This is a genomic window from Pseudoduganella violacea (assembly GCF_014191875.1).
Lineage (GTDB): Bacteria > Pseudomonadota > Gammaproteobacteria > Burkholderiales > Burkholderiaceae_D > Rugamonas > Rugamonas violacea_A.
This window is the reverse complement of the sequence record NZ_JACHXD010000011.1, coordinates 116,112-140,579: the sequence shown is the minus strand read 5'-3', so window position 1 is coordinate 140,579 and position 24,468 is coordinate 116,112. Positions and strand designations below refer to the sequence as shown.

Below are 24,468 nucleotides of genomic sequence, written 5' to 3'. Positions count from 1 at the left end.
TTAAGGCGCCTTGCTCACATCGGCGTCGAACCACTTCCTGGAAATGGCGCTCAGGCTGCCGTCGGCCGCCGCCTCGGCCAGCGCCTTGTCGATGGCCGCCTTGAACTGCGGATTATTCTTCTGGAACGGAATGCCCATGCGCTCCACCTTGCCGACGCGCGCCCCGGCGCGCAACGGCAGCTTGCTGGTCTTCACCAGCCAGGCCACCATCAGGCTGTCGTTGAGGGCGGCGTCGATGCGGCCCACGGCCAGGTCTTGCAGGTATTCCGGCGCGCCCGGATAGCTGCGCACGTCGATGCCCGGCACCGTCTTGGCCTGCTGCTCGAACACGCTGCCCTGGCCGACGCCCACGCGCCGGCCGCGCAGATCGGTCAGCACGGCATACACCGCCTTATCTTGCTGGCGCTGCAGCAGCTGCGGCGTGGAATAGGTATACGGCTGGGAGAAATCGAAAGCCTGCTCGCGCTTCGGATTGATGCCGACCTGGTTGACGATGATGTCGTATTTGCCGCTGGCCAGGCCGGCCAGGATGGCGCTCCATTCGGTGGCGACAAATTCCGGCTTCAAGCCCAGCTTGCTCGCCAGCAGGCGCGCCACGTCCACGTCGTAGCCGCTCAATTCGCCGGTTTTCGGGTCTTTGTAGTTGAAGGGCGGATAGGTGCCTTCCAGCGCGATTTTCAGCGTGCCGCGCGCGCGCGCCGTGGCCAGCAGGTCGGCGGCGCTGGCGGGCAGCGTGGCGCCGGCCAGCAGGCTGGCGGCAATCAGGGTGAGGACGGTTCTGCGCATGGGATATCCCTTCTTGGCGTGGTTTACAAGGAGCGGCGGCCGGCGCGGCCGAAACGGTGCCCGACCACCAGGGTGGTGCTGGCGATCAGGCTGCTCAAGCCGATCAGCAGCTGCACCAGCTTATCGTCGGGCAGCAGCCACAGCGCGCCTTGCGGCGGCGCGGCCTGGGCCACGGCGGCGATCAGGGGCGCCACCCATTCGGCTTCCGGCGTAAGATCGAGAATCAGGGCGCCGTCGACGGTCTGCATGAACAGATCGCCGCCCTCGGCCAGCGTGAAGCAGACGCCGTAGCCCGTTTCATTGGGCGCGATATGTTCCTGCAAGGCGAGATTGTGCTCGGCGATCCACAGCTCGGCATCGGCCGGGGTTTCCAGCGCCGTCCACGGCACGGGGCGGAAGCGCGGCTTGGCCGCATCGTGATTGTCCTGCATGGCTTTTCTATGACTGATGGCTATTCGAGCCCGCCAGTGTAACCGAAGACAGGAGGAAAGATGAAAGCAGCTGAAAGCCAGCCGTGGCGGCCTTTCCACCAGGGCTATGTGTCGGAATTCGAGCATTTCATGCACGGCTATCTGGACCAGCATCCGGCCGCCGTCGCCGAGCAGCGGCGCGGCTGGTATATCTGGTGGGACCGGCGCCAGGATTTCGACGCGCGGGAGCGGGCGCGGCACGACGCCGTGCCGACCCGGCCGTATTACTATCGCTGAGACTAGCGCTGGGACCGGGCCGCGCCCTGGCCTCAGCCCTTCCAGGTGCGCTTCAGGCCGGTATCGGCGTGGATCCAGCCGCCACGCGGTCCTTCGCGGTAATAGAAGCCCACCCCGCCCTGGCCGAAACTCTTGACCAGGCCGCCCAGCACCTCGGCGTTCAAGTTCGGGATGCGGATATCGGCCGCCTTGCCTTCCATATGCAGCGATTGGCGCGCGGCCGGAATGCCCTGCTCGATCAGGCGCTTGTTGGAACTGGGCGTGCGGTAGCCGGACAGGATTTCGACCGGGCTTTCGATGCCATAGCGCGCCACGAAGGCTTGCGCCCCCCACAGCGTTTCCAGCAGCTTGGGATCGATCTGGGCCGTTTCGCGGCCATTGACATCGCGCAGCAGATGGCACAGCTCCTGGTAAGCCGTGTCGATCACCTCGCCATCGCGCCAGTACAGCAGCTTGCTCTTCTCGCCGCTGGCGGGCCGGATCACGTGCAGGGTGCGCGGCTTGAGCCAGAATTCCAGGTCGAGCGCCTGGGCGTCGAAAATATCGGGTGGCGGCGCCAGCTCGGCCGGCGCCAGCGGCGCGGCCTGGGCCAGTTGGGTCGGTTTGGCGGCGCTGCGCGGCGCGGCCGCGCTGGCCTGGCGGCTCGGACGCGTACCGGCCGTGTCGGCGGCGCGGCTGGAAGCGCAGCCGATCAGCGGCACGCCGATGCAGCTGGCCGCCGTCAGGCCCAGCCCTTTCTGTAAAAAATCTCTGCGCGTTGCCATAGCATGTCCAATCAAACAATGCGGATACTATAGCGTATAGCGGGGGGAGTTGAGAAATTCCTTTAACTTCGTGCGCCAACTACGGTGCTTTCCTTAAGCCAAGTTTAAGTCTTCGGACCGGCTCAGGCCGCCAACTGGCGCGGCGCCGCCGCTTCCAGCAGGGCCGGACGCGGATTGTCCAGCAGATAGCCCTGGCCCAGCACCGGCAAGCCGGCCAGTTCACCAATGCGGCGCACCGCCGACAGCACTTGCGGCTCTTCCAGGCGCTTGAAGACCAGTTGCGCGCCCACCGAGGCGCTGCGCAGCAGCAATTCGACCAGGGCCGCCTCGTCGTGCAAGGCGCGCGCATCGACCTTCACCACATCGGGCCGCACCCGCTCCAGCAGGTTCAAGCCCTCGCGTCCGCCCGAGACATTGACGGCGAAGCGGAAGCCGTTGCGGCGGTAATTGTCGGACACATAATTGAGCAGCCAGCCCTGCTGCGCATTCACTTGCGGCAATTGCAACACCACGCGGCCGATCGGCAAGCCGAGCGCATCGAGAATGCGCTGGAAGGCATAACCATGGTTGCTGCTGACCGCGCTCAACAGCCGGTCATGCACATTCAGGTACAGGTCGGCCCCGCCGTTCACGGCGTCGCCGCTCTCGTTCTGGCGGAAGAAATTGATCGCATGCAGCATGCGGCACAGCCGGTCCAGTTCCACCGACTCGTCGTCGCTGGCGGCGTGGTCGAGCAGCTTCCACAGCGACAAGCCCTCGTCGGCCGTCGACACGCTGCGCGCCAAGCCCTCGTAGGCGAAGACGCGGCCGGTATCGAGCTGGCGCACCGGTTGGAAGGCGCTGGTCATGGTGCAGTTGAAGAAGCGGCCCAGGGCGCGGCCCTCGCTGTCGAGCCAGATGGTCGAGGCCGTGGCGGCCGGATCGGACAGGCGCGCCAGATAGTTTTGCAGGACAGGGAATTTCATAGTGCTCCTTCACGCGCCCATGGCGCCAGAACCCCTAGCCTACGCGCTCGGCCGGCAAAACCGAAAGAATGCTTTTTCCCTAGCTTATAACTCACACACATAAAGGATAGGTGAAGCCCGGTGAATATGCATATAAGAATTGATTCGTTCCTGCTGGGCCAGTTCCTCGGTATCTTGGGACCGTCAGCAACAATCTCGCCTCCATACCATGTGCCAGCTCCTCGCAATGAACAGCAGCAAGCCCGCCAACCTGGGATTTTCCTTTTCCGGTTTTGCCGAGCGCGGTGGCCGCACGGGCGAGCACAAGGATGGCTGGGGCATCGCCTTCCACACCAAGGACGAGTGCCAGATTTTTGCCGACCACCTGCCCTGCATCGCTTCGCCGCTGGCGGCCAGCATCAAACAGCAGCCGCTCAAAGCCAGCAATGTGATCGCCCATATCCGCAAAGCCACGCAAGGCCGCATCGCCCGCGAAAACTGCCATCCTTTCAAGCGCCAGCTGTGGGGCCGCACCTGGACCTTCGCCCATAACGGCGACCTCAAGGCATTCGCCCCGGCCGCCGGCGCCTACACGCCGGAAGGCGACACCGATAGCGAGCGCGCCTTCTGCTACCTGCTGTCGCGCCTGGGCCAGCGCTTCGCCGTCCAGCCCTCGCGCGACCGGCTGTATGCCGAGCTGAGCCTGCTGGCCGAGGAAATCGCCACCCATGGCACCTTCAACTTCATCCTGTCCGACGGCGACACCCTGTTTGCCCATTGCAGCACCCAGCTGCACTATGTGCTGCGCGCCTATCCCTTCTCGGTGGCCAAGCTCATCGACTGCGACCTGAGCATCGACTTCAGCCAGCACAACCACCTGGACGACCGCATCGCCGTCATCGCCACCGAGCCGCTGACCTCGAACGAAGCCTGGACCGCCTTCCAGCCCGGCGAACTGAAAATGTTCGGCGCCGGCCAGGTCCAGTTCGAAGCGGCGCCGCTGCCGCTGGCCGTCGGCTTCTAAGCCCGGCTTTGCGGGCCGTGGCGGCTCGGACTATCATGAAGCATGCACAGCATTTGCCGTCCCCACGGCTGCGTTCATGCCCACTGCCATTGCCCTTATTGCCGATTGCCCCAGCACGCGCCAGCATCTGCACAGCCTGATCGCGGCCGACTCCGGCATGCTGCCGCTCGGCTATGCCGCCAGCGCGGCCGCCGCTGAAACCCTGATCAGCCGCAGCAGCGCCAATGTCTACCTGATTCTCTGCCACCTGGCCGATCGCCAGGCGCCACGGCTGACGCGGCTGGCGCTCGATAGCCATCCGGGCTGCGCCGTGGCCATCGTGGCCAAGAGCGGCGCTGACGCCCTGCTCTACGCCTGCCTGCAGGCCGGCGCCAACGCCTGCCTGCAAACCGAATGCAGCGCCGCCGAGCTGCGCGACTGCCTGCGCGCACTGCGCAACGGCAGCGCCTTCCTGTGCCCGACCAGCGCCCACCAGCTGCTGCGCCGGCTGCAGGCGAACGCGCCGGCGCCGCTGGCCACGCCGCTGACCGGCCGCGAAAGCGATATCCTGCGCGCCCTGGGCAAGGGTTTGACCATGAACGAAATCGGCGGCCTGCACGGCATCTCGCCGCACACGGCGGCCCACCACGTCAAGCGCATTTACCGCAAGCTGGGCGTGCACACGCGCGGCGAAGCCGTCTACGAGGCCGCGCAGATGGGTTTGCTGTAAGAAAGGGTCAGGTCGAGCCGCAGCCGCAAAAGCGCTTGCGCCCAGCTTCCGGCGGACAACTTTCCGCCCCCAACTGCTTCCAGAAGAAGACGGTATCGACCCCATACGGCGAACGCACATTGCCGGAACGGATATAGCCCTGGCGCGCGAAGAATTCCTCGCCGCTGGCCGTGCTGTGCAGCTGCAGCGCTTTCACGCCCCAGCTCGCGGCCTGCGCCTCAATGCGGGCCAGCAAGGCCTTGCCCGCGCCTTTATAGCGCGCCTCCGGCAGCAGATAGCACAGCGCCAGCTTGCCGGCCGCCGTGAGCAGCGCGACACCGACCACCGCGCCGTTTTCCACGGCAACCAGGGAAAAATTGGTGGGGGATTCGAACCAGCTGGCCACGGTCTGCGTGTTTTTATTGCCCAGCCAGGCATCCAGAATGGCGGGATCGTTATTGTGGTCCGCGATGCAACATTCCGTAATTGAACGGCGCAGTACCTGGCACGCTGCCAGGGCGTCGGCCGATGCTGCAATACGAATTTCAAGACTCATGCGTACTCACAAAAATTCCATCCACAAGCCGACTATACACCAGCTCGAAAAAAGGCGTTGATCCCTTACTGTCTAAGCATATTACGAAAAATTCGTATCTTTTCGGCGCCGAATTTTAGACCATTGATATCTGTTTTCACAATAAGAGCCCACCATGCAAACAGCAAAAAACGCATTTAGCCGCAAACGCCGTCACATCAGCACCCTGTTCGCCACCGCCGTTGCCGCCTTCGCCCTGCCCCTGGGCGCCGCCGCCGCCGACCCCACCCTGCTCAACGTCTCCTACGACGTGACGCGCGAACTGTTCAAGGACATCAACCCCGCCTTCATCGCCGACTACAAGAAACGCAGCGGCGAAACCGTGGCGGTCAACCAATCGCATGGCGGCTCGTCCAAGCAGGCGCGCTCCGTGGCCGACGGCCTGGAAGCGTCGGTGGTGACGATGAACCAGGCCAACGACATCGACCTGCTGGCCGACCGCGGCCTGGTGGTGGCCGACTGGAGCAAGAAATTCCCGCACGGCGCGGCGCCGTTCTACTCGACCGTCGTATATCTGGTGCGCAAGGGCAATCCGAAAGCCATCAAGGACTGGACCGACCTGGCCAAGCCGGGCGTGCAGGTGATCATTCCCAACCCCAAAACCTCGGGCAACGGCCGCTACACCTATCTGGCGGCCTGGGGCTCGGTGCTCAAAAAAGGCGGCAATGAAGCCCAGGCGCGCGAGCTGGTGGGCAAGATCTTCAAGAATGTGCCGATTCTCGACACCGGCGGCCGCGCCGCCACCACCACCTTCACCCAGCGCCAGATCGGCGACGTGCTGGTGACCTTCGAAAACGAGGTGCAACTCGTGCGCGGCGAGTTCGGCGATAATTTCGAAGTGGTCTACCCGTCCACCTCGATCCTGGCCGAATCGCCGGTGGCCGTGGTCGACAAGGTGGTCGACCGCCGCAATCTGCGCAAGCAGGCGACGGCTTATCTGAACTTCCTGTACTCCGACGCCGGCCAGGACATCATCGCCAAGCATTTCCTGCGTCCGCGCTCGGAAGCGGTGGCCAAGAAATACGCGGCCAGCTTCAAGCCGATCACCCTGCTCAGCGTGGATGAGGTCTTTGGCGGCTGGCGCGCGGCCCAGAAGAAGCACTTCGACGACGGCGGCGAGTTCGACAAGATCTACGGCAGCAAATAAGCCAGCCGCCGCCGGCTAGCCGCGGTTGACGTCGGCGGCAGCGGGTTGGTAGTGTTTTTTGGCGACAATGCAAACGCGCTGCAGCTGGGGCAAGTCACGCAGCAGCCCCAGCTGGCCGTCGGCGATGCTGGTGTTGCCCAGGATATTCAATTCACGGAGTTGGCGGCAGGCCGACAGCGGCTGCAGCGACTCCAACCGGCCGCAGTCGTACAGCCACAGCGTTTCGAGGCGGGACAGGGAGGCCAGCGCTGCCAGCGAGCCGATCTGCGGGCAGGACTCCAGGGTCAAGTGGCGCAAGGCGCTCGCCCCGGCCAGGCCGGCCAGCGACGCCAGGCTGCGGTCACCGCTGATGCTCAGGCGCTCGAGTGCCTTGAACCCCGCCAGGGCATCGAGTTCCGGCAGCACCAGCGCGCTCAGCCACAACTCCTCCAAGCCCGCCAAGGGCGCCAGCATGGCGCTCGTCATCTTGCCGGGAAAATGCGCCAGCGCCAGCCGGCGCAGGCCGGTACAGCCGAACAGGCTTTCCATGCCGCTAAACCGTGACAACAAGGTGAGCCGTTCAAGCCGGGGCAAGCGCTGCAGATCGATGCCGCGCCGTATCTTGCCCGTGAACGAGAGGTCGAGCGCGCGCAGCGCCGGCTGCGCGGCCAAAAAATCCAGGTCTTCCAGCAGGGGGTCCAGCACTTTCAAGCCCAGCAGGCCGGGCCAGTCGGCCAGAAATCCATAGCTGCCGGTCGACTGGTAACCCTTGGCGTGGTTGAAATGCAGCTCATGGATCTGCCGTTCCATGCAATAGGCCTGCTGCCGCGCCTCCCAGTGTCCCTTCGGCACGGCGCGCAGGCCAAACTCGCCAGGTTCGAGTTCCATGGAAGCACGAACACTGGCGGACAAGGACTTCAAACGATCCAATAAACGCAATTTTTCCAAGGTTTATTTACTGCAGCTGAGCGCATTGTCCGCGGCACCGACGCCCGCGCCGATCCCAGCCGACAAGCCCTTGCCGATATTCGGTACAAAGATACCATCAATCACACCGAGGCTGGGGTTATTCAGCAACCAGGGACGGCCGCCCACCGGATTGGCCCGGTTCAGCACGCCCGGCGTATTCGGCCCGCCCATCGCGTTCAGCACGCGCTGCTCGGCCACTTCGCGCGAGGTCTTGCCGCCGCCGACCGCCAGCCGGACGGCGTCATCGGCCGCTTCGGCGCTGCCGGCGCCGAAGCGCGACTTGGCCACGTGCTGCTCCAGGCGGGTCGTGATCTGGCCGGACTGGCCGACATATTTGCCGGCATTCGACTCGGCCAGGTACAGGCCCTGCTCGAATTTGGTCGAGCCTTGGGCGCTCAATTTGGTACCCAGCGAAACCGGCACATCCTTGAGCCGGCGCAGCTGGTTGACCTTGTTGGCCAGACCGGCACCGGCCGCGCCCAGGGCCGCGTCCACCAGCACGGCCTTGGGATCGAGCACGGCGCTCCAGTTGCCGCCCGACGTCACGTAGCGGATGGCGCCGCCCATCAGCACGCTGGTGACGCCGCCGATGCACCAGGGGCAATGGCCGGTCGGGTCGGTCTGATTCAGGGGATTGCTGCCGACATAGCCGTACAGATTCATATCATCGGCATAGCCGATCGAATCGGTCTGCAGGAAGCGGCCCAGCGCCGGCGAGTAGAAGCGCGCCTTGTAGTAAGACAGTCCCAGCTCGCCGAGATACTGTTGGCCGGTGTAGCCGAAACGGCCGCCCGGGGCACCGCCCGGCTCGCCGTACGGGCCATAGGTCTGGGTCGCCGTGCTGTTGCCCGCGCCATCCGCCAGCGCCACCACCGAACCGAGGTGGTCGGCGTACAACCAGGTTTTGCCAGCCGTGCCGGCGCCCGCGTAGCTGACCAGCGGTTCATCCGTACCCGGACCGTGCACGTGGCGGCGCTGCAGATTGCCGGCGCCGTCATACTCTGCCAGCAATTCCGTGCCCACATACAGCAGGTTGCTGGTCGCGCCGCCGATCACGCTCTGGCGCAGGCGGCCCGCCGCATCGTATTCCAGCGTTGCCGCCAGGCCGCTCTTGCTGGCGCTGCGCAGGCGGTTTTCCGCGTCGTAGGCATAGGTCCAGACGCCGTCGCCGCTGATATTGCCGTTGCCATCGTGGCTGATAGTGCTGCCGGCCGCGCTGGTGTACTGGTTCAGGCCGTTGGCGGCATAGCTGCGGCTGCCGTTGCGGTAGCCGGTCCACTGGTAGATGTCATTGCTCCAGGCATGGGCAATGATGTCCTGGGCCTGGTTACGGTTGAAGGTCCAGCTGATGTCCTGGGCCGTGCCCGCCAGATTGTGGGTCAGGCTGACCAGCTTGTCCTGGGCCGAGTAGCCATAGCTGGTGCTGGTGCCGTTGCCCAGGGTGACCGTGCTGCGCCGCGACAGCTCGTCATAGGCATAGCTGGCCAGCAGCACGCTGCCCTGCTCCTTGATCGCGGTCGGCCGGTTCAAGGCATCGTACTCGGTGGTCACGTAGAACGGGGTCGCCTCCGGCCAGGTGGTGCGGATACGGTTGCCATGCGCGTCGTATTGGAAGCTCAGGGTCTTGCCGCCAGCGCTGGTGCTCACCAGGCGGCCCGCGTTGTCATAGGCGGACACCACGCCGTGGCTGCCGTTGACGTACTGGGCGCCGATCTGGCGCGACAGCAGGTCATAGGTATAGCTGGTGTTGTCGGCCGCTTGCGGGTAGCTGCGGCCGACCACGCGGCCCAGATTGTCGTAGCTGGCCGTGATCAGCTGGCCGTTACGCTTGGTGAAGGAGACCAGATTGCTGTTATTGTCATAGCCATACAGCTCGACATCGGTGGCCGACGAGGTATTGGCTGCCACCTTGTCGGGGAACTGGGTCTTGCTGCGGCGATCGTGGCCGTCGTACAAGTAGCTGGTCAGGTTATTGCGCGCATCCTTGACGCTGGCCAGATTGCCGTTTGGCGTGTAGGTATAACTGGCATACACCTGGGCGTCGGCGCTGCCGACGGCCCGGCTCACGCTCTGCACCGCGCTATCCGGATAGTAGGCCGTTTCGGTGATGCGGTTGCCGCCTTCGGCCGCCGTCAGGTTGGCAATGACCCGCGTTTGCCGGTCCAGATCGTCATACGCGTAATCGATCACCGTCACCGGTGCGGCCGCGGCCGGGCACACGGTGTCGGACGTGGTCTGGGCCGGTCCCCAGGACTTCAGCAGGCGGCCACTGACCGTGTAGCTGTTGCAGCTGACCAGCCACTGGCCGCCGATCTGGGCTGCCGTGCGCAGCAGGCGGCCGTCGGCATCGTAGGCATTCCGGCTCACCTTGCCCAAGGCGTCGCTCACTTGCAGCGGGCGGCGCTCAGCGTCATAGCTGGAGGCCACGGTGTCGCTCACGTCCGTGCGCGGCCCATCGACCAGGATCACATTGCCGACCGCGTCATAGGTGAAGGTCGACGTCAGGTTCAGGCCGCCGGCGTCGAGCACCGTCGTCTGCGGCACGAATTTATTGCCGGCGTTGTAGCTATAGCTGGTGACGGTGGTGGCCGACGGCGAAATCTTGCTGCTCACCGAGGTTTGCAGCGTGAAGGCCGGGAAGCCGCTTGGACTATAACTGCCGTAAGCATAGCTCGTCACCGGCTGCACGCCCTGGGCGTCGGCCGGCGCCGTCACGCTCAGCGGATGGCCATCGGCCGTGTAGGTGAAGCTGGTGGTCTGCAGGCGCGGGTCGGTGGAGCTGGCCACGCGGTTGAAATTGCTCTCGTAGGTAAAGCTGCTGACCAGGGGCGCCAGACCGCTGCCGGGCTTGGCCAGACGGCGGATGGTCTTCACATTGTGCGTGCAGCGCAACTGCGCCGCGCAGGGCGCGTCGTCGTACTCGTACTCGATGGCGTTGCCTTCCGGCAGGACCGAACGCACCAGGCGCGAGTGGCCGTCATAGCTGTTGACCGTGGCGCGACCGAGCGGATCGAGCGATTTCAGGATCTTGCCCTGCGCGTCGACATAGGACACCAGGCTCTGGTTGTACGGCCCCACCTCCTCCGAGCGCGAGCCGGCGAAGTAATAGGTGTACAGCTTGCCGTTGGCATTGGTCTGGCTCTGCACCCGGCCCAGGCTGTCGTACACATTGTTGACCACGGCGACGCTGGGCGCGCCCGGGTTGAAGTTCTTGGTCATCCGCCCCGGCAAATCGTACTGGTAGCTGGTCACCTGGCTCAGCGCATTGGTATAGGTGCTCAGATTGCCGTTGCCATCATAGGCAAAGCTGACCGTGCGGCTGCCGTCCGATACCGAGCTGATGCGACCACCGGTGTTGTTAAAGCTCAGGACCCGGCCCAGGCTGTTGCTCACCTGGCTCAGCAGATTGCCGCTGTAGCTGAAGCGCACCTGCACCCCGCCCGGATGGCGGTAGGTGGCCAGCTTGCCGGCGCTGTTGAAGCTCAGATTGGCCTTGTTCACCGTTTCATAGTTGTACGTGCCGTCGCCGTTCAGGCTCAGCCGGGAAGAGCTGCCGGGCGGCGCGCTATACGAGCCATCGGCCAACTTGACGAAGACTTCGCCGTTCATGCCCTGCTTCACCACCACGGTATTACCGGTGATTTGCTCGCCGAACCACCGCTGGGCCAAGGTCGCGATCACCATATTGCTGACCGGCTTGGCCACATCGCCCATCAGGTCCAGCGAGACCATTTTTTCGGCGACGGCCTGCACCGCATCCAGGCCCGCATCCTCGCCCATGCCCTGGAAACCGTCGGAAGCAACGCTGACGGTGGAATCGAAATTGCTGGTCCATCCCAGGCCCAGGCCGCTGTCCTGGGTCCGGCTGGCCGAAGTGTAGGCGCGGGTAAAGGCCAGGCTCATCGGGAATTCGCCGACGCCGCTGCTCAAGTCCGTATGCGTATACAGGTAATGGCCCTTGGTCATATCGATCGGATCGCCGAAGCTCGAACCGGTGTAGGGCAGCAGCACGCTCGGGCTTTGGGTATTGCGCACCGTATTGCTGTTGGTGGTGGCGGGCGGCTGCGGGCTGGTCGAGAAACCGCCGGCCAGGCCGCCGCTGATGATGGCGCCGATGCTGGAACTGTTGGCGCTGACCAGGATGCTGTAATAGCCGCCGCCGGTCCAGCTGCCCTCGTTCAAGGTGCAGCGCGCCGGCAGGATCAGGCGCCGGCCGCTGTTGACCGCGCTCTGGAAGCCGGCCTGCCAGGCCGTGCAACCGACCAGATTGGGTTGCACGGCCGCGGCGTAGTTGGCGGCCTTGGCGTCATAGATGCGGTCGTTGGCGGCCACAGCCAGGTCGATCAGCTTGACCGTCGAGACCGCGCTGCCGCCGGTGGTCTGCTGCACCGCCGTCGACTCGAAAATGCTCGAGTGCATGGAAGCGCTGAAGAAGACGGCCGCTTCCTTGTCCTTATTGCCGTCCAGGCTGACCACGCTCAGCATATTGCCCGGCAAATCGACGAAGGCGGCCGTGTTGTAGCCGGCAATGCCGATCTGGTGGTGGAACAGCGTCTTGGTGCGCGCCAGGCGGTCGGTGATGTAGTTTGAATGGTTGACCTGGGCGATCCAGCTCGACGACAGCACGGCCAGGCTGGAACCGAGGGCCGGCTCCGAGCCGGCCGCCGCGCCGCCGGCCACGGCCTGCTCCAGCCGGCTGCGGTGCAGGTCGACGATGCCGCGTCCGGCGCTGCCCCAGCCGTTGCCGATCAGGAAGGTGCCGCCCGCCTTGACCTGCTGGCTGAACGCCTGGTTGGCAAAGGCATTGGCATAGGCGCCGTGGGTCACGGTCAGGGCCACCGCGCCATAAGTGCCCGGGGTGGTCGCCGTGCCGGTGGCCAGCACCGCGCCGTCCAGCGAGAGCAGCGGCTGGTTCGAGGCGTTATAACTGATCGTCAGACGGCGGCCGTAAATGGCGTCCGAGCTGAACGTCTGGTCGATGCCCTGGTATTGCACGCGCAAGGTGGGCTTGTAGTTGGCCGGCACATCGGTCCACTCAGTCAGCGCCACCGAGCTGTCCTGGTACGGCAGGCTGGTCTGGCGCAGTGCGGCGCCCTCATAGGGCGTGATGCGCGCGCCGCCGATCACGTCGTCGAGCGTGGCGGCGGGCTTGTTGCTGCGCAGATAGCTGGCCAGATTATTGGCATAGGTGCTCAGGCTGTTGCGCACATTGCTGCGGTTAATGCCCTGCACATAGTCGCCGGTGATGGTGGCGCCGGCCGTGGCGGCGCTCATGAAGCTGGCCGCGTTGTAGCCGCTGGCCGTCGCCACATTGATGCCGCTGACCTCCGCGTGCGGCTTGAAGCTCGGATCGAAGTAATAGCTGGTGCCGCCGATGACCGCCTTCACCCAGACGTGGTCGACCTTCAAACTCACCAGCGCCGCGCTCGACCCCGGACAGCTGCCGGCGGCGGTCGCAATCACGGATGAGGTGGGGATCTGGCCGCTGCCCAACTGGTTCAGCACGGCGCAAATCTTGCTCGGATCGGCGCCGATCCAATCGCGCAACTGGGCTGCGGTCAGGCTGATGCGGCCTTTCACGAAGCTCGCGGTATAGCCGGACTGGCGCAACAGGGCGATCATCAGGGCGGCCTGGTCGAAGGCCGTGCCCTGGTTGTCCAGCAGCGCGCCAAACTCGCCTTTCTGGATGCCCCAGGTCGGCAGATACTCGATATTGTTGCGCACATATTCGTAGATCAAGTCCGGATTGCCGCGCAGCGCCCGCGCCAGCTCGGCAATCGAGGCCGGACCGGTGGGCGCGGTGTCGCCCGCGACCCGGGCGGCGCTCACCTTGGCGCCCTTGGCACTGCGCAGCAGGGGCGCAACGCCCTGGTTCATGCGCCCGATCTGGCGCGACCAGATGGCTTTTTCCGACTCCTCCGGCGACACCGGCGGCAGGACGGCGCGGTTAAAGCCGGGCTGCTGGCCGGACTTGCCCGCCTCCTCGGCGGCCGTCCCCTTTTGTTCATAGGCAATGGCGGGCGTGCCGCCAAAGCGGATATTCCCGTCGGCATGGGCGCTGCCCCAGCCAAGGGCCGCCAGCACGCCTATGCCTAGGCATTTGAATTTCGACATTCTTATCCCCTGTATCTCGTGGTAGTTCGGTGCGCGCCGAGGCCTGCCGCGCAGCGGCATGCCGTGGCCTCATGAATTGAACTCAGGATGGAGCGCCGGTCACCACATACGTGCTGCGGTTGCCAGCGGCGTCATAGGTATAGGTGATGACCACGCCATTGCTGTAGACGATCTTGGTGACGCGTCCCAGGCTGTCGTAAGTGTAGGTGGCCGACCCGGCGAAGACGGCCGTGGCGGCCAGGGCAGCCAGCAGGCCGACCAGGCATTTGCGGAAGGTAGCGAGGTGATGCACAGGGCTTACCGACTTCATTGACGTCTCCCAGTGAGATGGTGCATGTTGCCAGCTTAGAATTAACTACTGGTTAAGTATTTCAAAAACACTGGGCGTGGTGAACTACCAAGCTTAATAGCCGGGCAAGAAAGCGACAGCGGAAGCGTGGCGGGAAACGGGACAGGAATTTCGCACCGGCAGCGGCCGGCATCTAGACTAGAAATCACTTTAATGTTATCGTCTAAGTCGCACAAATATTGCCTCATAGACAGAATTTCGCGTGGCGTCCGTTTCCGGGCGCCTTTGTTTTGCCGCTTCCCCGAATACATATCAAATGATCAAGAAAATTACCGCAGCCCTGCTGCTGTCATTCTCTGCCGCCGCTATGGCTGTGCCGCTGGGTTCACAGTCCGTGCTGGTGGTGGAAGAAGGCACCGGCAAAGTCCTGCTGGAAAAGAACGCCAACGTCGTCGTGCCCATCGCCTCGCTGACCAAACTGATGACCGCCATGGTGGTGCTCGACTCCAAGCTCGACATGGAAGAACCCATCAGCATCGACAAGGACGACGTCGACAACATCAAGCACAGCACCTCGCGCGTGCCGGTCGGCGCCACCATTGCGCGCGGCGACGTGCTGCAGCTGGCCCTGATGTCCTCCGACAACCGTGCCGCCGCCTCGCTGGCACGTACCTACCCGGGCGGCCCGACCGCCTTCAAGGCCGCCGTCAACGCCAAGATCCGCACGCTCGGCCTGAGCAACACCCGCATCGAAGAGCCGACCGGCCTGTCGCCGAACAATACCTCGACCGCCGCCGACCTGGTCAAAATGGCCGAAGCGGCCGCCAACTACCCGACGATACGGCGCTACACCACCGACACCAAGGAAGTCATCGACATCAAGGGACGCAAGGTGGAATATCACAACACCAACCGCCTGGTCGGCGCCAAAGGCTGGGACATCGACCTGTCCAAGACCGGCTACACCGAAGAAGCCGGACGCTGCCTGATCATGCGCATCAAGGCCGCCGGCAAGAACGCCACCCTGGTGCTGCTGAACGCCAAGGCCAACTCCGCGCGCGTCATGGACGCCCTGAACATCCGCCGCCTGCTGACCGGCGCCGACGAACCGAAAGTGCTCAAAGCCAGCACTGGCCGCAAAAAAGCCGCCCGCAGCACCCCGCGCCGCCGCCGCGCCGCCATGTAAGGCGGGACTGGGGCTTAGCCGGCGATCTGGGCGCGCAGGCCGCTGGCGCGGTGGGTGCGCTCGGCGATGGCTTCGGCCAGGATGTGGGCGCTGGGCGTTGCCAGGGTGAAGTATTCGCGGGCGCGCGTAATGCCGGTGTAAATCAGCTCGCGCGCCAGGACCGAGCCGCCTTCGCGCGGCAGCACCAGCACCGTGTGGCGGAATTCGGAGCCTTGCGATTTGTGTACCGTCATCGCGAACGCGGTTTCGACATTGCGCAGGCGCGTCGCCAGCACGCTGCGCACGGCTTCGCCTTCGGAGAAATAGACGCGCAGGGAACCGGGACGCAGCGGATCGGGCAGCGCCAAGCCGATATCGCCATTGAAAACGCCGGCGCCGTAATCGTTGCGCGTGACCATGACCGGCCGTCCCACATACCATTCGCCGCGACGGCGTATCAGGCCCGCCGCTTCCAGCCGCTGTTCGATCGCTTCGTTCAAGCCCGTCACGCCCCACTCGCCTTCGCGCACGGCGCACAGCAGGCGGAAGGCTTCGAAGCTCTTGAGCACGTCGCGCGCCCAGGCTTCATGCACATCGGGACCGCCTTCCATGGCCGCCGTCTGGCCGGCCTGCAGCAGCCGCAGATACTGTTGGTAGCCGCTGCCCGCGCCTTCGCGGCCTTGCACGGCCAGCTTCAGCACCTCGGGCAGCTGCGCCGCTTCCATCCACAGCAGTTGTCCGCCGCTGTCGCCGCGCAGGACGCTGCGCGCCGCTTCGGCGTCGCCCTGGTTGACGGCCGTGGCCAAGGCGCCGATCGGGCCGCCGAAACGGCGGCTCTGGCGCAGCATCACGGTTTGCTGGGCCAGTGCGCCGCCGGCGGCATCGAGGAAGGCGGCGGGAATCTGCTGGCCGCTGGCGGCGGCCACATAATCCAGCGTGGCGGCGCTGTAGCGGCCCGCTTCCGCGTCGTGGCATAAGTCGCCCAGCACCGCGCCTGCTTCGACCGAGGCCAATTGGTCTTTGTCGCCCAGCAGGATCAGGCGCGCGTGCGGCGGCAGCGCCGCCAGCAGCGCCGCCATCATCTCCAGATGCACCATCGAGGCTTCGTCGACGATCAGCACGTCCACATCGAGCGGATTGCCGGCGTGGTGCTGGAAGCTGCGCGTGTCGGGCCGCGCGCCGAGCAGACTATGCAAGGTGCGCGCCGCACCCATGCGCCCGGCCAGCTCGCGCAGCGGCAGCGCGGCGCCGACCTTGCCCGCCAGGGTGTCGAGGGCGTGGTCGATGGATTGCTTCAGGCGCGCCGCCGCCTTGCCGGTCGGCGCGGCCAAGGCGATGCGCAGCCCGCCCGCCTGCGCTCCCGCCATCGCGAACAGCAGGGCCAGAAGACGGGCCACGGTATAGGTCTTGCCGGTGCCGGGACCGCCCGTGATGACGGCCAGATTGCCGCGCAAGGCGGTGGCGCAGGCGATTTTCTGCCAGTCCGGGCCACCCTCGCGCGTGGCGTGGTCGAACAGGATGTCCAGCCAGTGCCGCGCCTCGGCCGTGTCCACCGGCAGCGGCTGGCCGGCGCGGCTGCGCACCGCGCCCGCCACCGCCGTCTCGTCGCTCCAGTAGCGGCGCAGGTAGAGCCGCTCGCCATCGAGCACCAGCGGCTGTTTGAAATCCAGGTCGCCCACTGGCCACACCTGTTCGCAGGAATACAGCATGGCGCGCCAGGCCATCGCATTGCGCGGCAAGGTGCCGGCCGCGTCGCGCAGCGCGTTCCACTCCTCCGGCGTCCAGCCCAGCAAGGCAGATGGGTCTTGCGCCAGATCGTTCAGCATCAGGCAGCTATGCCCCCTGCCCTCCAGCTCCGACAGCAGCAGGCAGGCCAGCATCAGCGGCGCTTCCGCCCCGCCGGTGGGCCGGTTGGACGGCATGCCCAGCGTGGCGACAAAGCGCGCGAAGGCGCCGCTCAGGCGGCGCAGCTTGCCCGCCTCGGTCAAGGCTTCGATCTGGGCGTCCAGCGGCGTGCCGATGACGCTTTCCCTGCTCTCGTTCATAGTGCTTCTCCGGCGGCGGCCCTGGACGCGGCGCTGCCGCTCACGCTATTCATCATACTCTCGCTCCGTTTCCACCTTGTCGCCCAGCAGCGCTTCCAGCCCGTCGAGCAGGCCGGCCTGCGCTTCCAGCACATAGCAGCCGCGCGTCTGCGGATTGCCTATGCCGCGCAGGAAGTAGAAGATGGCCCCGCCCAGCTGCGACGCCGGATCGTAGGACTCGCCCAGGCGGCTGCGCAGCAGGCGGTGCAGGGCCAGCAGATAGATCGCGCCCTGGATATCGTAGCGGTGCTCGGCCATGCCCACGGCCAACGCCTGCTTGTGGTAGGCCGCGTCGCCGCTGCCCAGCGCATTCGACTTGTAATCGAGCAGCCAGTAACGGCCCTCATGTTCGAACACCAGATCGCAGAAGCCTTTCAGCATGCCATGCAGCTCGCGCTCGGGCAGCGCAGGACGCGCCAGCCCATCCAGCAAGTGGGCGCGGCACAGGCGGTCCAGCGCCCCGGTGCGCAAGCGCTCGCTGGGGAACCAGAATTCCATCTCCGACAGCACGGGGCCGATGCCGTCCAGCGCCGCGCCCAAAGGCGGCAGCGGGGTGGTGACGGCGCTGCGCAGCCAGGCCAGCGCATCGTCCAGGCGGTTGCCCCAGCCGGCGCGCTCGATGCGCTTGCCGAGGCGGGTCTCGAACGTGGCGTGATGGACGCTGCCGAAACCTTCCTGGCCTATCCATTCCAGCTGCTCGTGCAGGAAATTGCCTGGCACCGAGCCGCGCGGGAAGCGGTGCCAAGGCGCGTCTTCGGCGCGCAGCGCGGCGACGCCGCCCCCGCCCAAGGCCTGCTCGTCGTCCTGTTCAAGCAGCTTTTCCTGCAAGGCGTCGCGCGGCACGGGCGCCGCCGCTTGCGCCGCCGCCCCGTATCCGGGACCGGAAGTACGTCGCGCCAGCGAGGTAAAACTGCCCACGCTCCAATCGCGCTCGAAGCTGCCGCTGAAGGGTCGCGGCTCGATCAGGGGCGGCGCCTGCTCCACCCGGCCGAACAGGGTCAAGCCCTGCTGCGGCTCCAGCATGCGCAGGCCGATATGCGCGCAATCGCCGCGCAGCTGCTGCCAATACTCGCCCAGCCGGCTGGCCGGCAGCGCGGCGCCGCCCGCCAGCAGATAGCCCAGCGCCGATTCGTGCAACGTGCTTTCGCCGGCCTTGCGCGCCGCCAGGGCGGCCACGCCCAGCCACAGGAAATGGCGGGCGCGGGTCAGCGCCACGTACATCAGACGCAGGTCTTCGGCCAGGCGCGATTCGTCGGCGGCCGCCAGGGCGGCGTCGGAACGGCCCAGGTCCAGATGGCGCACGCCTTCCTCATCGGTGTATTCGAGGAAGCTGCGGTTGCGCTTTTCCACCTTGCGCGCGGTCACGGCGAACGGCAGGTATACCAGCGGATACTCCAGCCCTTTCGATTTGTGCACAGTGACGACCTTGACCAGTTCCGCGTCCGACTCCAGCCGCAGCACGCGCTCATCGCCGCCTTCGCTCTCGCTGTCGATCTGTTCGGCCAACCAGCGGATCAGGGCCTGCTCGCCGTCGAGCTGGCGGCTGGCGCTTTGCAACAGCTCGGCCAGATGCAGCAGATTGGTCAGGCGCCGCTCGCCGCCGGACTGGGCCAGCATCGCCGCCGGCAGGCGCAATTCGTGGATGAAGCGGCGCAGCATGGCCAGTACGCCTTGGCGCTGCCACACCACGTGCAGGGACTTCAACTGCTCCACGCGCTTTTCCCACGCCACCTCGTCGGCCGACAGGCGCGCCAGCTCGGCCAGCGGCAGATTCACGGTGCGGGTGGCGAAAGCGGCGCGCGCCAGCGCACCATCGAGCGGATTGGCCAGCGCCGTCAGCCAGCGCAGCACATCGGCCGCCTCGTCGCTATCGAGCACCGAATCCTTGTCCGACAGGTAGACGCTCGGTACTTTGCGCCGCAGCAGCGCCTGGCGGATGGCCGCCGCCTCGCGCCGGTCGCGCACCAGCACGGCGATATCGGCCGGCTGCAGGCGCCGCCAGCCTTGCGCATCCTCGAAACCGGCGCGGCCATCGTTGAGCAGATTGGCGATATGTTCGGCGCAGTGCTGAGCGAAGAAATCGCGGTAGCCGTCGGCGCGCAGATCATCGGCCGGATTGCAGGCCACCGTCAGGGCCGGCAAGGCGCCCTGGCTGTCGACCAGCACCTCCTTGCGGCCAGCCGCCGCCACCGCGTCGAAGGGCAGCGGATTGGCACCGTCGCGGCGGAAGCGGAAAGCGCCGCGCGGGAAGCCGGCGGACGCCTCCGGCGCTCCTTCCGGCCCGCCCTCGGCATGCAGGAAGATGCGGTTCACGGCCTGCACCACGGCGGCGCTGGAACGGTAGTTGGTGCCAAGCTGGTAATGCCGTCCCGTGGTGGCGCGCCGCGCCGCCAGATAACTGTGGATGTCGGCGCCGCGGAAACCGTAAATCGACTGCTTCGGATCGCCGATCAGGAACAGGCCCAGCGTGGGATCGTTCTCCGCCACGCGGTACAGCAGGTCGAAGATGCGGTACTGGCTGGGCGCCGTATCCTGGAATTCGTCCACCATGGCGACCGGATACTGCTCGGTGATGCGCTTGCGCAGCGCCGCGCCATTGCCGCCTTCCAGCGCCTGCTTGAGGCGCTCCAGCATGTCGGCGAAGCCGAACTGGCGGTTGCGCCGTTTCAGTTCGCTCATGCGCAGGGCGATGCTGGCCGCCGCGTGGCGGTACAGCGCATGGGACAGCGGCTCGATCGCGGCCAGCGCCTCTTCCAGCGCCGCCACCGCATCGAAATCGTCCGGAACGATGGGGCTGAAACCCTTGGCGCAGGCGTCGGCGATGCCGTCCGGCCGCAGGCGGCGCCATGCCGTGTCGTTCAATTCCGGCCGCAGCTGGCGCGCATCGATGGCCCAGTTGCGCAGCGCCTCGAACCATTTCGCCACCGACTCCGGCTTCATCTTGACGCCGTTGAAGCATTTCGGCGCGTCGGCGCGCTGCGCCAGAATCCATTGCTCCATGCGGTTGGCGCGCTCGTACCAATCTTCCTTCAAGCCGGCCAGCTTAAGCATCTGCTCGTTCTGTTCGCGCCGGATCAGCGCCGCCAGCGTTTCGCCGCCGGCCGCGCCCACCGCCGCCACGCGCCGCACCAGCTCGCGCACCGAGCGCTTCAGCGCATCGACATCGGACCAGCATTCGAGCAGCGATTGCAGCACGTCCGCACCCAGCGGATAGACTTGCTGGCGCCAGTAGTCGTGCACCGCGTCCTCGAACAGGGCCGCCTCGTCGCTGACCAGTTCCTCGTCGAACAGGTTGGCGCTGTCGAAAGCATGTTCGCGCAGCATGCGCTGGCACCAGGCGTCGATGGTGAAGATGGCCGCTTCGTCCATCGTCTCGGCGGCCAGCGTCAGGCGGTGCGCGGCCTGCTGGCGCGCGCTGTCGCCGGCGCAGGAGGCGAGCAGCTCGTCCAGATAGGGATCGCTGCCCTCTGCCTGGCCACGGAAATAGGCCGCCGCCTCCACCAGGCGCTCGCGCACGCGGTTGGACAGCTCGCGCGTGGCGGCGCGGGTAAAGGTCATCACCAGGATTTGCGAGGGCAGCAGCGGGCGCGCATAGGCGTCGGCGCCGCCATGGCCCAGCACCAGGCGCAAGTACAGGGCGGCGATGGTCCAGGTCTTGCCGGTGCCGGCGCTGGCCTCGATCAGGCGCGAGCCGTGCAGGGGGAAGCTGGCGGGCAACAGTTGCTGGCTCATGCCGCGCCCTCCTCTTGCATCGGGTCGACGGTCACCGCATGCTGCAGCCAGTCGGCCAGCGGGCCATACAGCTCGCGCGAGCAGTCGGCGAATTCCGCCACCGAGGCCAGGGCCGCGAAATCGGGCCATAGGCGCGCCAGGCACAAGTCCTCGTTCTCGCCCATCACTTCGAAGCCGCCGTCGTATACGGCGCGCGGATCGCCTTCGCGCACCAGGGCCAGCGCCGTCTTGCAGGCCGTGGGCAGGGGCGCATCCATGCCGGCGCGCCACAGCGCGGCCAGCGCCGCCAGCTGATCGCGCGCCTGGGCCGGATCGAGCGGCGCCATGGTGATGATGGCGTCGCGCGCCACCAGGAAGCCGGTGACGGGCATGCCTTGCGCGGCGGCGGCCAGCTGGCGCAGCCACATGGGGATCAGCTTTTCGCCGCGCGGCCAGCCGTCCTTGTCGCAGGCCTTGGACGACATCTGCGCCAGCCATACCGTGGTGGAACCGTCGTGGCGCAGCTGGTCGACCCAGTCCTCCAGCACCAGGCCGGCCAGTTCCAGCTTGACCGGCAGCTTGGGCGCGGCCAGCGGATAGCGCGCGCGCAGCGCCAGCCAGGCGTAGCGCACCGGCTCCAGCGCATCGACCAATTGCTCCTGCCACTGCTCGCCGATCAGGCCGATCGGCAGCACGCCCTCGCGCCGCAGCCGCGCGGCGCGTTGTTCCAGGCCGCCGCGCACATCGGCGATGTCTTCGTCGGCGCCGCCGTCATCGAGCATGGTGTCTTCCAGCAGATAGCGTTCCAGCGCGTTCAGCGAAAACGGCTCCTCGTCCTCGCCCACCAGGGCCGATTCGCCGAACACCACGCCCAGGCGCTGGCGGAAGAAGTATTTGACCGGCTGGCGGATGAAGCTGGCCAGGCTGTTCAGCTTGAGACGGAAACTGTCGTCGATTTCGAAAGGCGGCAACTGGCCATCCGCTTCCGGGGTCTGCGTCTCGTCGGCCGTGTGGGCGGCGCGCCATTCGCCGGCGTAGGTGAGCAGGCCGCCGGCCTCGAAATAGCGGCGACTGAAGGGCTGCAAAGCGTGTTCGGTGGTGCGCGCGCCCAGGTCCAGCTGCCAGCCCGCCTTCAGGTAATCGAAGAGCTGGGACAGCAGCACCGACGGCGGCTGCTCGCTGTTGTCGCGCACATTGCGCCCCACCCAGCTGATATACAGCTTGTCGCGCGCGGCCAGGACGGCTTCCAGCATCAGATAGCGGTCGTCGTCGCGGCGCGAGCGGTCGCCCGGACGCGCCATGCCGGGCAAGGCCAGCAGGTCGAAGTCCGCCTTGCTGGCGCGGCGCGGGAAGTCGCCATCGTTCATGCCCAGCAGGCACACCACGCGGAAAGGCACGGCGCGCATCGGCATCAGGGTGCAGAAGGTGACGCCGCCGGACACGAACTGGTGTTCCAGCGACGGCTCGTCCAATCCCCCCAGCCAGGCTTCGCGCAGCACGGCCAACGGCACGGCTTCCTCGAAGCCGGCGCCGGCGCTGGTTTCCAGCCAGCGGTTCAGGGTTTCGTCCAGCTGCGCCAGCATCAGGCGGTCGCCTTCGTCGCTGGCCTTGAAGAAGGCCGCCAGCAGGGCGCGCGCCTGCACGCCCCATTCTTCCGGGGTGCGCGGCTGGGCCAGCAGCGCGCGCCAGTGCAGCAGGGCTTCGACCAGCTGGGCCAGCGAGCCGGCCAGCGCCGCATCCAGTCCGCCCACTTCGCCATACGGTTCGATGCCCTTGAAGGCCGCGCCATGGCCGCTGGCATAGCCCAGCAGCATGCGGCGCACGCCGAAAATCCAGGCATTCTGCTCGCCGGCCGGTCCCAGGCCCAGACCCTCGCGGTGCTGGCGGTCCAGACCCCAGCGCACGCCGGCGCCTTCGATCCACAGCCCCAGCGTCGGCAGGTCGTCGGCCGCCAGGCCGAAGCGCGCCGCCAGCGCCGGCACGTCCAGCAGGTCGCGCACCTCGCTCTGGCGGCAGCGCTGCTGCGGCAGGCGCAGCAGCCATTCCAGCGCCACCAGCAGCGGATTCACGCTGCGGTCGTTGACGTCACCGATTTCAAACGGGATATAGCGCGCGTCGCTGCGCTTGTGCTGGCCGAAGACGGCGTGGATGGCGGCGGTGAACACGTCGATGTCCGGCACCATCACCACCACGTCGCGCGGCCGCAGCGCCGGGCCGTCGTCCGCCTCCGAGGCGGCGAACATGGAGAGCAGTTGGTCGTGCAGCACCTCGACTTCGCGCTGCACGCTGTGCGCCACATGGAATTCGATGGAGCGGTCGCTGTCCGGCGGCGGCGCCTGCGGATGCTCGGACAGCGGCAGCAGGTCGCGCACCGCCGCCTGCACCTGGGCCAGCAGGGTGGCGCCCTCGCCTTCGCTGAACAGGTCCACGCGCAGGCTGTCGCCGCGCCCTTCGGCCGCGGCGGCGCTGTCGAATTCGTCCAGCATGCGGATAAAGTCGCGGCCCTGGCGCCCCCAGCCCGCCAGCAGCGGATGGCTGTGGGCATGCAGCTCCTCCAGCGGAATCTGGCCCAGGTCGACGCCATTGCGCAGGCCTTGGCGACGGTGGGCGGCGCGCAGCAGGTCGCGCCCTTCGATGATGTCGCCCCAGTAGAACTGGCAGGGATTGGGCACGGCCAGCATCACCTGGGTGAAGCGGGCCAGCGCGGCCAGCGCCTGCAAGGTCTGGAACGGCAGGGCCGAAACGCCGAACAGCACGATGCGGCGCGGCAGGCGGCCCAGCGGCTGCGCCCCGCCGGCGACGGCGCGCAGGAATTCGGTGTGCACGGAAGCCCGGCCCAGCTCACGCTCGTGTTCCGGCACGCTGGCGATCACGGCGCGCCACAAGGCGCCCTGCCAACGCTGGTCCTCGGCCAGCGGCGCCAGCTCGCCGCGCGCGCTGCGCAGCAGGTCGCGCCCGGCCGCCCAGTCTTCCAGCCAGTCGGCGCGGTACACCTGGTATTGGTCGAACAAGTCGGCCAGGCGCTCGGCCAGCTGCAGGCGGCGCTCCGGGTCGCCGTCGCCGAGGAAATGGCGCAGCGGCGCGAAGACCGGATCGGCCAGCAGCACCGGCAACAGGCGCATCAGCCGCCAGGTCAGCGGCACCTTGTCGAAGGCGGAAATGGGCGGCACCCGCTCGCGTCCCAGCATGCCGCGGTAAGTCTCCCACAGGAAGCGGGCCGGCAAGGCCACGCGGGTGGCGGCGCACACGCCGGCATCCTCGGCCAGCGCGATCTTCAGCCACTCGGCCACGCCGTTCGATTGCACAAGGAAGGTCTCGGTCTCCAGCGGCGCCAGCGGGTGCGCGCGCAGCCACTGGAACACCGCGGCGCGCAGCTGCTCCAGCTGATTGCCGTGCAAGATCAGAAGTCCGGGAGTAACGCTCGCGTGCATAGTGCCGTGGAAGTGGATGCCAGCCGCTATTATCGCCTGTCGCGCGCCGAATACAAACCCTGGACCACGCG

16 protein-coding genes are annotated in these 24,468 nt (G+C 66.6%); 5 read left to right on the top strand and 11 right to left on the bottom strand.

Annotation, left to right across the window (positions count from 1 at the left end; all coding sequences use genetic code 11):
• A complete protein-coding gene (locus FHS03_RS19230; RefSeq protein ID WP_183442560.1) occupies nt 1-786 on the bottom strand; it encodes a transporter substrate-binding domain-containing protein in 786 nt (261 codons plus the stop codon).
• Nucleotides 787-809: 23 nt separating this feature from the next.
• Nucleotides 810-1,217 carry a hypothetical protein gene (locus tag FHS03_RS19225; RefSeq protein ID WP_183442559.1) on the bottom strand — a complete coding sequence of 136 codons (408 nt, stop codon included), beginning with the start codon at nt 1,215-1,217 and terminating at the stop codon, nt 810-812.
• Between the two features lie 60 nt (nt 1,218-1,277).
• On the opposite strand from FHS03_RS19225, the gene FHS03_RS19220 reads away from it, so the two are divergent.
• Entirely contained in the window at nt 1,278-1,493 is a 216-nt protein-coding gene (locus tag FHS03_RS19220; protein WP_183442558.1) for a DUF3460 family protein, read from the top strand.
• A 32-nt stretch (nt 1,494-1,525) separates the two neighbouring features.
• Here the strand turns inward: FHS03_RS19220 and FHS03_RS19215 are convergent, their stop codons facing one another.
• The gene (locus FHS03_RS19215; protein WP_371871739.1) at nt 1,526-2,257 is read right to left on the bottom strand and encodes a YcbK family protein; all 732 of its coding nucleotides are present in this window, start codon (nt 2,255-2,257) and stop codon (nt 1,526-1,528) included.
• A gap of 122 nt (nt 2,258-2,379) precedes the next feature.
• Complete coding sequence (locus tag FHS03_RS19210; protein WP_183442557.1) at nt 2,380-3,222, bottom strand: EAL domain-containing protein; 843 nt, start codon at nt 3,220-3,222, stop codon at nt 2,380-2,382.
• Nucleotides 3,223-3,430: 208 nt separating this feature from the next.
• Between FHS03_RS19210 and FHS03_RS19205 the strand changes: the two genes are divergently transcribed.
• Both FHS03_RS19205 and FHS03_RS19200 read left to right on the top strand, forming a co-directional pair.
• Nucleotides 3,431-4,225: a class II glutamine amidotransferase gene (locus FHS03_RS19205; protein WP_183442556.1), complete on the top strand. Its 795-nt coding sequence runs from the start codon at nt 3,431-3,433 to the stop codon at nt 4,223-4,225.
• Nucleotides 4,226-4,301: 76 nt separating this feature from the next.
• Complete coding sequence (locus FHS03_RS19200) at nt 4,302-4,934, top strand: helix-turn-helix transcriptional regulator (RefSeq protein WP_183442555.1); 633 nt, start codon at nt 4,302-4,304, stop codon at nt 4,932-4,934.
• Nucleotides 4,935-4,941: 7 nt separating this feature from the next.
• Here FHS03_RS19200 and FHS03_RS19195 read toward each other — a convergent pair whose 3' ends face one another.
• A complete protein-coding gene (locus FHS03_RS19195) occupies nt 4,942-5,469 on the bottom strand; it encodes a GNAT family N-acetyltransferase (RefSeq protein ID WP_183442554.1) in 528 nt (175 codons plus the stop codon).
• Between the two features lie 154 nt (nt 5,470-5,623).
• On the opposite strand from FHS03_RS19195, the gene FHS03_RS19190 reads away from it, so the two are divergent.
• Nucleotides 5,624-6,655 carry a sulfate ABC transporter substrate-binding protein gene (locus tag FHS03_RS19190; RefSeq protein ID WP_183442553.1) on the top strand — a complete coding sequence of 344 codons (1,032 nt, stop codon included), beginning with the start codon at nt 5,624-5,626 and terminating at the stop codon, nt 6,653-6,655.
• Nucleotides 6,656-6,670: 15 nt separating this feature from the next.
• Here the strand turns inward: FHS03_RS19190 and FHS03_RS19185 are convergent, their stop codons facing one another.
• From FHS03_RS19185 to FHS03_RS19175, 3 genes are all read right to left on the bottom strand, one after another.
• Nucleotides 6,671-7,522 (bottom strand): leucine-rich repeat domain-containing protein, encoded by an 852-nt coding sequence (locus tag FHS03_RS19185; protein WP_183442552.1) that lies wholly within the window; start codon nt 7,520-7,522, stop codon nt 6,671-6,673.
• Nucleotides 7,523-7,585: 63 nt separating this feature from the next.
• Nucleotides 7,586-13,717 (bottom strand): RHS repeat-associated core domain-containing protein, encoded by a 6,132-nt coding sequence (locus FHS03_RS19180; RefSeq protein WP_183442551.1) that lies wholly within the window; start codon nt 13,715-13,717, stop codon nt 7,586-7,588.
• 82 nt (nt 13,718-13,799) lie between these two features.
• On the bottom strand, nt 13,800-14,027 hold the full coding sequence (locus tag FHS03_RS19175; RefSeq protein ID WP_183442550.1) for an RHS repeat domain-containing protein: 228 nt from the start codon (nt 14,025-14,027) through the stop codon (nt 13,800-13,802).
• A 295-nt stretch (nt 14,028-14,322) separates the two neighbouring features.
• Between FHS03_RS19175 and FHS03_RS19170 the strand changes: the two genes are divergently transcribed.
• Nucleotides 14,323-15,192: a serine hydrolase gene (locus FHS03_RS19170; RefSeq protein ID WP_183442549.1), complete on the top strand. Its 870-nt coding sequence runs from the start codon at nt 14,323-14,325 to the stop codon at nt 15,190-15,192.
• A 14-nt stretch (nt 15,193-15,206) separates the two neighbouring features.
• Here the strand turns inward: FHS03_RS19170 and recD are convergent, their stop codons facing one another.
• From recD to recC, 3 genes are read right to left on the bottom strand one after another with little or no spacing between them, the layout of a single operon-like run.
• On the bottom strand, nt 15,207-17,216 hold the full coding sequence (gene recD / locus FHS03_RS19165) for an exodeoxyribonuclease V subunit alpha (RefSeq protein ID WP_183442548.1): 2,010 nt from the start codon (nt 17,214-17,216) through the stop codon (nt 15,207-15,209).
• A gap of 45 nt (nt 17,217-17,261) precedes the next feature.
• A complete protein-coding gene (recB, locus tag FHS03_RS19160; RefSeq protein ID WP_183442547.1) occupies nt 17,262-20,987 on the bottom strand; it encodes an exodeoxyribonuclease V subunit beta in 3,726 nt (1,241 codons plus the stop codon).
• Entirely contained in the window at nt 20,984-24,397 is a 3,414-nt protein-coding gene (gene recC, locus FHS03_RS19155; protein ID WP_183442546.1) for an exodeoxyribonuclease V subunit gamma, read from the bottom strand. The genes recB and recC overlap by 4 nt, the downstream gene beginning before the upstream one ends.
• Nucleotides 24,398-24,468: the final 71 nt, after the last annotated feature.

Coding starts and splice junctions, on each gene's coding strand:
- FHS03_RS19230 (WP_183442560.1), bottom strand. CDS start 786: ATGCGCAGAACCGTCCTCACCCTGATTGCCGCCAGCCTGCTGGCCGGC.
- FHS03_RS19225 (WP_183442559.1), bottom strand. CDS start 1,217: ATGCAGGACAATCACGATGCGGCCAAGCCGCGCTTCCGCCCCGTGCCG.
- FHS03_RS19220 (WP_183442558.1), top strand. CDS start 1,278: ATGAAAGCAGCTGAAAGCCAGCCGTGGCGGCCTTTCCACCAGGGCTAT.
- FHS03_RS19215 (WP_371871739.1), bottom strand. CDS start 2,257: ATGGCAACGCGCAGAGATTTTTTACAGAAAGGGCTGGGCCTGACGGCG.
- FHS03_RS19210 (WP_183442557.1), bottom strand. CDS start 3,222: ATGAAATTCCCTGTCCTGCAAAACTATCTGGCGCGCCTGTCCGATCCG.
- FHS03_RS19205 (WP_183442556.1), top strand. CDS start 3,431: ATGTGCCAGCTCCTCGCAATGAACAGCAGCAAGCCCGCCAACCTGGGA.
- FHS03_RS19200 (WP_183442555.1), top strand. CDS start 4,302: ATGCCCACTGCCATTGCCCTTATTGCCGATTGCCCCAGCACGCGCCAG.
- FHS03_RS19195 (WP_183442554.1), bottom strand. CDS start 5,469: ATGAGTCTTGAAATTCGTATTGCAGCATCGGCCGACGCCCTGGCAGCG.
- FHS03_RS19190 (WP_183442553.1), top strand. CDS start 5,624: ATGCAAACAGCAAAAAACGCATTTAGCCGCAAACGCCGTCACATCAGC.
- FHS03_RS19185 (WP_183442552.1), bottom strand. CDS start 7,522: ATGGAACTCGAACCTGGCGAGTTTGGCCTGCGCGCCGTGCCGAAGGGA.
- FHS03_RS19180 (WP_183442551.1), bottom strand. CDS start 13,717: ATGTCGAAATTCAAATGCCTAGGCATAGGCGTGCTGGCGGCCCTTGGC.
- FHS03_RS19175 (WP_183442550.1), bottom strand. CDS start 14,027: ATGAAGTCGGTAAGCCCTGTGCATCACCTCGCTACCTTCCGCAAATGC.
- FHS03_RS19170 (WP_183442549.1), top strand. CDS start 14,323: ATGATCAAGAAAATTACCGCAGCCCTGCTGCTGTCATTCTCTGCCGCC.
- recD (WP_183442548.1), bottom strand. CDS start 17,216: ATGAACGAGAGCAGGGAAAGCGTCATCGGCACGCCGCTGGACGCCCAG.
- recB (WP_183442547.1), bottom strand. CDS start 20,987: ATGAGCCAGCAACTGTTGCCCGCCAGCTTCCCCCTGCACGGCTCGCGC.
- recC (WP_183442546.1), bottom strand. CDS start 24,397: ATGCACGCGAGCGTTACTCCCGGACTTCTGATCTTGCACGGCAATCAG.